The sequence below is a fragment of the Aquisphaera insulae genome, from assembly GCF_011064615.1.
In the GTDB taxonomy this organism is placed as follows: domain Bacteria; phylum Planctomycetota; class Planctomycetia; order Isosphaerales; family Isosphaeraceae; genus Aquisphaera; species Aquisphaera insulae.
Genome location: NZ_JAALJH010000092.1, coordinates 24630 through 32585 on the forward strand (window position 1 = coordinate 24630; position 7956 = coordinate 32585).

At 67.5% G+C, this 7956-nt stretch carries 5 protein-coding genes; all 5 read right to left on the reverse strand.

The features are described 5' to 3' along the window. Positions 1-91 precede the first annotated feature (91 nt). The 5 genes from G6O54_RS30935 to G6O54_RS30955 all read right to left on the reverse strand — a co-directional run bounded on the left by G6O54_RS30935 (position 92) and on the right by G6O54_RS30955 (position 7919). Complete coding sequence (locus G6O54_RS30935; protein ID WP_165232568.1) at positions 92-1330, reverse strand: glycoside hydrolase family 5 protein; 1239 nt, start codon at positions 1328-1330, stop codon at positions 92-94. A gap of 36 nt (positions 1331-1366) precedes the next feature. After that, the gene (locus tag G6O54_RS30940) at positions 1367-3826 is read right to left on the reverse strand and encodes a cellulase family glycosylhydrolase (RefSeq protein WP_165232571.1); all 2460 of its coding nucleotides are present in this window, start codon (positions 3824-3826) and stop codon (positions 1367-1369) included. 171 nt (positions 3827-3997) lie between these two features. Further along, positions 3998-6706: a M56 family metallopeptidase gene (locus tag G6O54_RS30945; RefSeq protein WP_165232574.1), complete on the reverse strand. Its 2709-nt coding sequence runs from the start codon at positions 6704-6706 to the stop codon at positions 3998-4000. Position 6707: 1 nt separating this feature from the next. Then, a complete protein-coding gene (locus G6O54_RS30950) occupies positions 6708-7115 on the reverse strand; it encodes a BlaI/MecI/CopY family transcriptional regulator (protein WP_205679093.1) in 408 nt (135 codons plus the stop codon). A gap of 84 nt (positions 7116-7199) precedes the next feature. After that, entirely contained in the window at positions 7200-7919 is a 720-nt protein-coding gene (locus G6O54_RS30955) for a DUF4058 family protein (RefSeq protein WP_165232577.1), read from the reverse strand. Between the last annotated feature and the right edge of the window lie 37 nt (positions 7920-7956).

Below are 7956 nucleotides of genomic sequence, written 5' to 3' on the forward strand. Positions count from 1 at the left end.
TACGAGTGTAGAGACCCGTCGTTCATCCGAGACTTGCTTACGGCCCTCGATCAGGCGATCGCGATGCACTGAGGAGTTCCCACCTCACGCCTCATCCGTGTCCCCCGTGGGCTATCGAATGGACCGCATACCGTCGGTCACCACCAAGCGCGCGAGCCGCCCGTGAGGGTGCGGAGCTTCTTCCGCCCCCCCTCAGCCCCAGGGCGTCCAGCACCTCCTGGTCCGGCGTCTGCGAGGTCGGCGGCCAGAAGTGCTTGCTCTCGCGGGTCATGACGCTGAAGTCCTCGTTGTACGACCAGTAGGACCAGCCGATCTGCCGCTCTTCCAGGATCGTCCGCATGTCGCGGAGGTAGCGGACGCGATCCTCGGGCCGGCATCCGGCCTGGTAGCAACCGAACTCGGCGCACCAGAGGCGAGGACGGCCGCCGTGTTTCTCGCGCCAGGCGACCGCCTTGTCGATTCGGGCGGCGAGGGCCGCGCGGTCCCAGCGCTCGGCGGCGTATCGTTCGATCTGGGACTTCGCCTCCGGCCGCAATGATTCGGGCATCGCGGCCAACCAGCGCGGGAGGTCCTTCAGGATGTCCGGCCCCGATGGATAGGGTAACTCCCTCAGGCGAGGGATCAACCCATCTCGCCAGGTGCCCCCCTGCCAGTTGAACAGGTGTGGCTCATAGAATGTGAAGCTGTAGAGGACGTTGGCGTCGTCCACCGGATCCAGCTCGGCCATCGCATCGACCGAGCCGGCCTGATCGCTGCTGAGGATCAGCGTATGACCCGGCATCACGCCCCGGAGCGCCTTCCAGAGCCGCGTCTGAAGCCGGATCCAGTGGTTCCAGGCCGAGCGATCGGGGCTCGTCCCGTAGGGCTCCGTCATCAACTGCAAGGCGAGCCTCCCGGGCGGGACGCGGCCGGCGAGATGACGGCCCAGGTTGGTTTCGAACGCCAGGAACCTCTCGAAGTCCTCGGCATTGCCGACCACCCTCCGTTTGTATTCGTCCTCCGGGTGGACGCAGACCACGACCGGCAGACGCTCGGCCACCGCCGCGTCGATCACGCCGTCGAAGTAGGCCATCGCCTGAACGTCTAGCGCCGGTCCGTTTTGCACCACGGCCGGATTCACGAGCAGCTTGAGGAAGCGGAACCCCATGTCCCGGATCGCGCGGACGTCCTCCCCGCCCAGCCGCATGATCGACTCCGGCGGCATGGTCCGGACCTGCCTGTCCGCGCAGATCCCCCGCGCCAGCCAGGGCATCGGCCCCGCCTCCTCCGCACCGACCGCCGACGCCATGATCCCCGCGACGAGACCGAGCAGTCCGACCATCCGCTTCATACCGTCTCCCCCCCCGCCTTCTCCGTGCTTCTGGGGTTAGTCCTGGATCTGGATTTCCCCGATCTCGATCGCATGCGGCTCGTGAGCCCGATCGGGCGCCTGCCAGGCCCCGATGCAGAGGTTCAGCCCGTCCAGCTCCTCGATCCGAAGATGATCCCCCGCCTGGCCGCGATTCGGGGGGCCGCTCCAGTGGGCGAAGTGGCGGAGCTGGTCCCAGGTGACGCGAACATCCTGCCAGGTCTCCGTCAGCGGGATCGAGCATCCCCATGGGCTGCCGTCTCGCTCGATGAGGACGAGCTCCACGGCCCTGGTGGCCGGCTCGCCCGCGCGGAGCCGCAGGTGCAGGGACGTCCTCGCGGCGAGCGCGTCACGCCATGGCTCGAGCCTTTCGTTCACGCCGATGCGGACGCTGATGCTCGACGGTGGCGGCCCGAACCTGGGGATCGCGATCCGCATCGCCGCGCGGCCGCCGTCCGTCACGGGCGTCGCACGGCCCTGTTCGTCGCCCTGGACGCGGAGCGGCTCGGATCCGCCGTAAAGCCGGATCGACCCGCGAATGTCCGAAACGGCGACCGCATAGGAGTCCGTCCCGCCGGGGAACTGGCGAGCCCCCTTCCCGCCTTTCACATCGATGACGTAGGCCAGCGTGCCCGGCGTCATGTCCTCGCCCGGAATCAGGCCCTCGTACCGATAAGGCTTCCTTGGGGCCAGCGGCACGGTCTTCCAGGCGTCCGTCGAATTCCGGTAACGAAGCGTCGCCCGCGGGTCGTCCTCGGCCGCCACGGACACTCCCACCGATAAGGGCTTGCCGGAGACCCACGCCGGCGCAGGCTCATGCCAGGCGGCGATCGGACGGCCCGGTTTCGCTTTCGGAGCGACGAACGTCGGATCGACGACCACGGGAGCCTCCTTCAGGCCGTGACGCGTCAGCCGATAGACGCCGGGCGTGACCCGGAACCGGCCGGCCTCAACGGCGACGGACCGGGGACCTTCCACCGAATGCACGGCGAAATCGCGACCCAGGTCGGGGAGATCCAGCCGCATCGCCCGCTCACGCCAGTAGACCCGAGAGACCTCGCGGTCGAGGCGGTCCGGACCGAACGGATCGTTGACCCAGACGGCATCCGGATAGACCTCGAGCCGCCACTGCCCCGGCGCCAGCCGATCGAGGAAGTACGCGCCGGTGCCGTCATAATCGACGATCGGCGACCGCCCGACGCCCGCGATCCGGACCAGCCGCTCGGGCGCGGGGGGCCTCGTGGTCGTGTCGTTCGAGTGCACGAAGATGGTCGGCGAGACGGCCTCGCTCAGGTCGTCTTCGTAGCGAATTCGGAAACGCGGGGAATCCGCCGTCGTCCCGCCGAACTCGTTGCTCGCGGGGTATTCACCCCAGGATCGCCGCCTCGGCAGGGTGCGAAACGCCTCCGCCGCGACCATGAACCCGAGCGCCCGCCCCGGTGCATACACGAGGTTCAGATAATGCGTCTGCCAGCCGGCGTTGAAGGGGGCCAGGGGGAGCGGATCGTACTGGAACTGGGCGGCGAACTGGGCACCGCCCGCGCGGAACGATCGGGCCATGGCGACATAGAGATACCCGCCGGGGACGTCGGCGGAGTCGAACTCGTAAACGCCGATCGCCTTCCCCTTCAGGTCGGGCGAGCGCATGTCGGGGAAGTCGGCCACCGCGGGCAGGAAGTTGCGGCGGAGCGAGTGTCCCGCGACCAGCCCGGAGGGATACCAGCCGAAGGTGCAGCCATCGGCCCGGGACCGGCCGACGGCGGCGAGGTGCCCCTGCCAGCCGTTGTAGAAGAGCGGCTTCTTGCAGCCGGTGCCCCGGATCGTGGCGGTCAGGTCGTTGATGTAGTCCGTCACCTGGGCATCGGTCGCCCCGCCGACCGGGTACGTCGGCTCGTTGATCAGCTCCAGGGCGACGATGTTGGCGTCCTCGCCGTTGGCGATCCCCGTGAAGCGGTTTCGATGTGCGAGGAACTGCTGAAGATAGCGCCGTTGCGGCGGCCGCGAGGCCGGATCGGTGGTCATCCGGGCCATGGTGAAGTCGTTCGAAAACCCCTCGCCCGGGTTGGGCGTGGGCCACCAGGCGATCGGCGTGAGCACCAGTGCAACGCCCCGTGCGCGGGCCTCGGCGATGACCCGGTCGAGGATCCTCAGGTGCTCGTTGTCGACGAGGTTCCCCTGCCGGTCGCTGATCTCGCGGTCGAAGACGTGGATGCGGATGAGGTCCAGCCCCATCCGCTTCAGGTGCGTCATGTCGTCGCGGACGGTGGCGTCGAAGTCGACGCCCAGCTTCTTCAGGTCGAGGTAGTTCTGCCAGTGCGGCGGGTAGTAATTCACGCCGAAGAGCGCGACCTCCTCGCGGCTATCCGCCCGGCGGAGCACGCCGTTTTCGCAGATGACCTCGCGTGGACTCGAATCAGGCGGCGGGGCGCACGCCAGGCAACACGCCCAGGCGGCGAGAGTCGGCAGCAAGCCGGTCATGGCAGGAAGCTCGGGGCGGCGGGGGGGTTCGGGGTCGCGCGGTGGGACCTCTGGAACTCCAGGATATCTGGTCGGCCCGGGCCGGGTAATGGGGACGCGGGAACTGGGGACAGGCACCTCGAAGACTCGGAGCCAGTCCCCAGTTCCCTCTGTCTTCCTGCCCTGGAGACCTTACTCCGGCTCGAGGACGAGGTTCACCTCCTCGACGGCCCCCTCGGGCAGTTTCACCGTCCGCTCGAACTGCTTGAAGTGGTCGGCCCAGACCGCGACCTTCACCTCGCGGTCCGGGAGCATCTGCGACGTCCGATAACGGCCGTCGTTCTGCTCGTCCTGGATGACCTCGGGGGATTTTTTCTTGCCGCCCGAGAGACCAATCTGCCGCTCGCTTTTCCCGTCGCCTCCAAGATAAGTCACGGCGGCCTGGAAGCCGTCCACCTGCTTGCCGTCCTTCGTCGTCGCGTTGATGACCAGGACCGGCGCGACGTAGCGGACGATCTCGATCTCCTTCACATCCCGGTCGAGCGTGCCCAGCCACATGCTCCGCCCCTCCCGGAGAGGAGCGTCCTTCCTGATTCGGTGCCGTGCGGCGGCGTGCTCGTTGAGCATGACCTCGAGCCGTGCGTCTGTCAGTCCTCGCGGCACCTTGACGGAGAAGTGCCCCTGTGCATCAACCCTCGTCTGATCGAACCAAGGCTCTCCCCCAAGCTTACCGAAAAGCGTCCCCGACCAGCCCGTCTTGGGCCGACCCTGACTGTCGATCCAGTGTCCCTCGACGAGGACCGAAGGCCGCTCGCGAATCTCGACCTGACCTGGTGTCTCGCCTTCCTTCAAAACGACCTTCGCCCATGGGAAGGGACCCGGGGCCTCGCGACGCTTCCAGCCCGCGGATCGGTCCGCTCGAGAGTCGAAGTCCGTGGGCTTCACGGTGTACGTCCCGGGAGGCAGCGGATCAACCTGGAAGCGGCCCTCGGCGTCGGTCTCGGCGACCCGCTGAATGGCATCGGAAACGATGAGGTGATTCAGAGCCTCTGCCTGAGGCCCCTCGTTACGATCGCGGTCAACTTCTACGAGCATCCCGGCCTTTGGCTTGCCATCCGCATCGAGGGCACGCCCGCTCAGCCGGATTCCCGGCTTGAGCCGGAATGTGCCGAGGTCCCCGCGCTGGCCTTCACCCAGGACATGCATCTCGGGTGCGAAATCTGTGGGTAAGATCCAGACGATCCCGTCGCCGGGCGTGGTGATCGGGAGGCGGAACGAGCCATCCTCGGCCGTCTTCGTCCGGGCAAACGAGCCGTACTCGAACTGCCCCTGGGGCAATTTGCTGATTCGGGAGTATGCCAGCAATTCGACGTTCACCGCCGGCTTGCCCTCGGGCGTTTCCACCTTCCCAGTCACCGGCTTCGCGGGACGCAACTCGATCGACTCGAAGAACGGCCGCTCACCGAGCTTTTCATTCTTGCGCGTCATGCCCAGCGAGTAGCCGAACCCGGCCCGCGTCGCATATTCGGGATGGGTCACATCCAGCTCGATGTAGAGCAGCCGTTCAGCGGCCTGGTCCGGCGGGACGGTAAACTCATAGGTCCCGTCCACCGCGGTCGTATGGTGGGACTCCTCCAGGACGCGACTCTCCAGGCTGGAATTCACCGATCGCCTCACCACCACCGTGGCCCCGGCGATGGGCTTGCCCGTATCCTTGTCCTTGACGATCCCCTTGTAGTGGAGCGTCTCGCCGGCCTCTTTCGCCTGGCCCTGCGCGGAATGGTCTCCCTTCGCGAGCGGAGCCGCGTCCAGCCGCAGTCCGGACGCCGCAACGACGATCACGACGAAGGCCGCGGCGACGGCGAGGCTCCAGGCCGGCCGGCAGCGGCGCTCCAGATGTTGGCCCTGAATCAGCATGACGACCCTCCTGTGCAGGTTCGAGCGACGCCCGCCGATGCCGAGCGCGGGCCACGCCGGCCCGGGCTTCGTGGCTCGCGCGAGCCGAACGAGGAACGCCGCGTAATTCTCCGCCGAGCCCACCTCGGCCGCGCGGGCGTCCGCCAGGTAGTCCTGACCGAGCCGAAGCTGCCGCCTCAGCCACCAGAAGAGCGGTTGATAGAAGAGGGCCAGCCCTGCCAGCGCCGCGAGGTCCCAGCCCCAGGCGTCCCGTCGCTCCACGTGCGACCACTCGTGAGCCAGGGCATACCGTAGTGCCTCGACCTCGCTCCGGTCGCAGAACGACTCCGGCAGCAGGATCACGGGCCGGATCCAGGTGTTCGTGAACGGCAGCGCGACGCGATCGCTCGCCAGCAATCGGACCGAGTCACTAGTCGGACCGGCGATCTCCACGAACAGCTCGCGGACCCACTCCGGCGCCGGGCTGGAGCCCCGGACGACCCGCAAGAACGCCCACTGGCCCATCAACCACCAGCCGGCCATCGCGACCGCCGCCAGGACGTAAACGAACGCGGCGATCGTCCCGACCGACGGGACCGGCCAGGGACGACTTGCCGGGGTCGTTTCGGATCGAGCAAGGACACCATGCTCCGCGATCGGCCGGGCGGGCGAATGCGCCCTCGCCGCCTTCCCCCGTGCCTCCACCGCACGATCGAGCGAGGTCACTTCGATCGGCCGGGCCTCCCCCGGGCTCGCGGTCTCGACGGGTTCCGCGGGCGCGGCTGACGATGCTGACGGCAGGATCGCGAACGACCATCGCGGGGCGATCGGCAGACCACCCACGAGGGGAACGATCGCGGCCCCCGCGAGGGCGAGGAGGATGATCCGGACTCGTCGGACCGGCTGCCGCACGCCAGCCACGGCCAGGCTCCCCAGGCCCAGGACGATCAGGGACCCGAGTGCGACGCTCGCCGCCCGGATCAAGGACGCATCATTCCCGTTCATCTCAACGCTCCTCCCTTTTCCGGCCCGCCGTTGCCTTCCGCTTCCGCGCCTCGGCGATGAGGTCCTCCAGCGTCCGGAGCTCGGCCTCGCTGGCATCCTTGACCTGAAGGAGGCTGAGGACAACCTGGTCGAGTGCCCCGTCGAAGACCCGGTCCAGGAGCCGGGACGTCACCCGATCCCGGCTGTAGGTCGGCTCGTAGACGAACGTCCGGCCCTCGGCGCGATGCCGGACCAGGCCCTTCGTCTCCATGATCCGCAGCAGCGTCTGCACCGTGTTGAACGCCAGCTCGTTCCCCGGGCACATCCGCCGATGCACCTCCCGCACGCTCCCCGATCCCAGCTCCCAGAGCGCCTTGAGCACATCCAGCTCGCGCGGGCTCGGATCCGATTCCGCGATCGGCTCGGGCAATCTCCACCCCCTTTGCACGAACACCTGACTTATTAAGTTAGGTGAATCGTAACTCGAGGTGCGGGGTGAATCAAGATGGTTCACCTAGAAAACTAAGTCTTGAATCGGACGAGGCGTGACATCCCAGGCGGCACGGTACGTTTCCTCGAGCGGGACGTTCACGTACCAGCCCGGGGCCAGGAAGAGGGGCGCTTCGGGGAGAGGATCACCGACAGCCAGAGATTCCACGTAGGCGACCAGAGGTTCGCCGGCATCGAAGGCGGCGACGATTCGGGGCCTGTCCCGCGGCTGTGCTGGAAGGGGTTCGCCGACGAGTTCGTCCCAGAGGGTCTGGGCGATTCCGTGGGGGTCACGGGGACCGGGCGGGAACGGATCGACGACGAGGAAGTGGATGCCCGTGCGAACGAAGTCCGCGGCCTTCGCGATGAAGCTGGCGATTGCGTGCTTGCTGTCCTTGTTACCGGGTGAGACCAGCTCGATCATCGCCACGACTCGACCGAGTCCGTGACGGATCGCGATCCGATCTGCCCGCCGAGCATAGGCCGCCGCCTCGGTCTCAACGCGGGCCGTCTGCTTGATTCGGGGCGGCGTCTCGGTCACGACCATCCCGCCGGAAGGGCGTGAGCCTGTCCGCTCGAGCGCGACGACGTCGGGTTCCGGTCCACTGACGCGCTGGTCCGCCATGGCGAAGTAGCCATCGGGCAGAATCCCGCGGTTGAGCAGGTTCCGAATCTCGATGCTCCACCCCCGGTGGAAGTCGTGATACGTCCCGGCATCGACGCGAGTCCAGTCATGGAGTGGCATGCCTAACCTCCTGACCACCCATTCTAACATCTGGCCT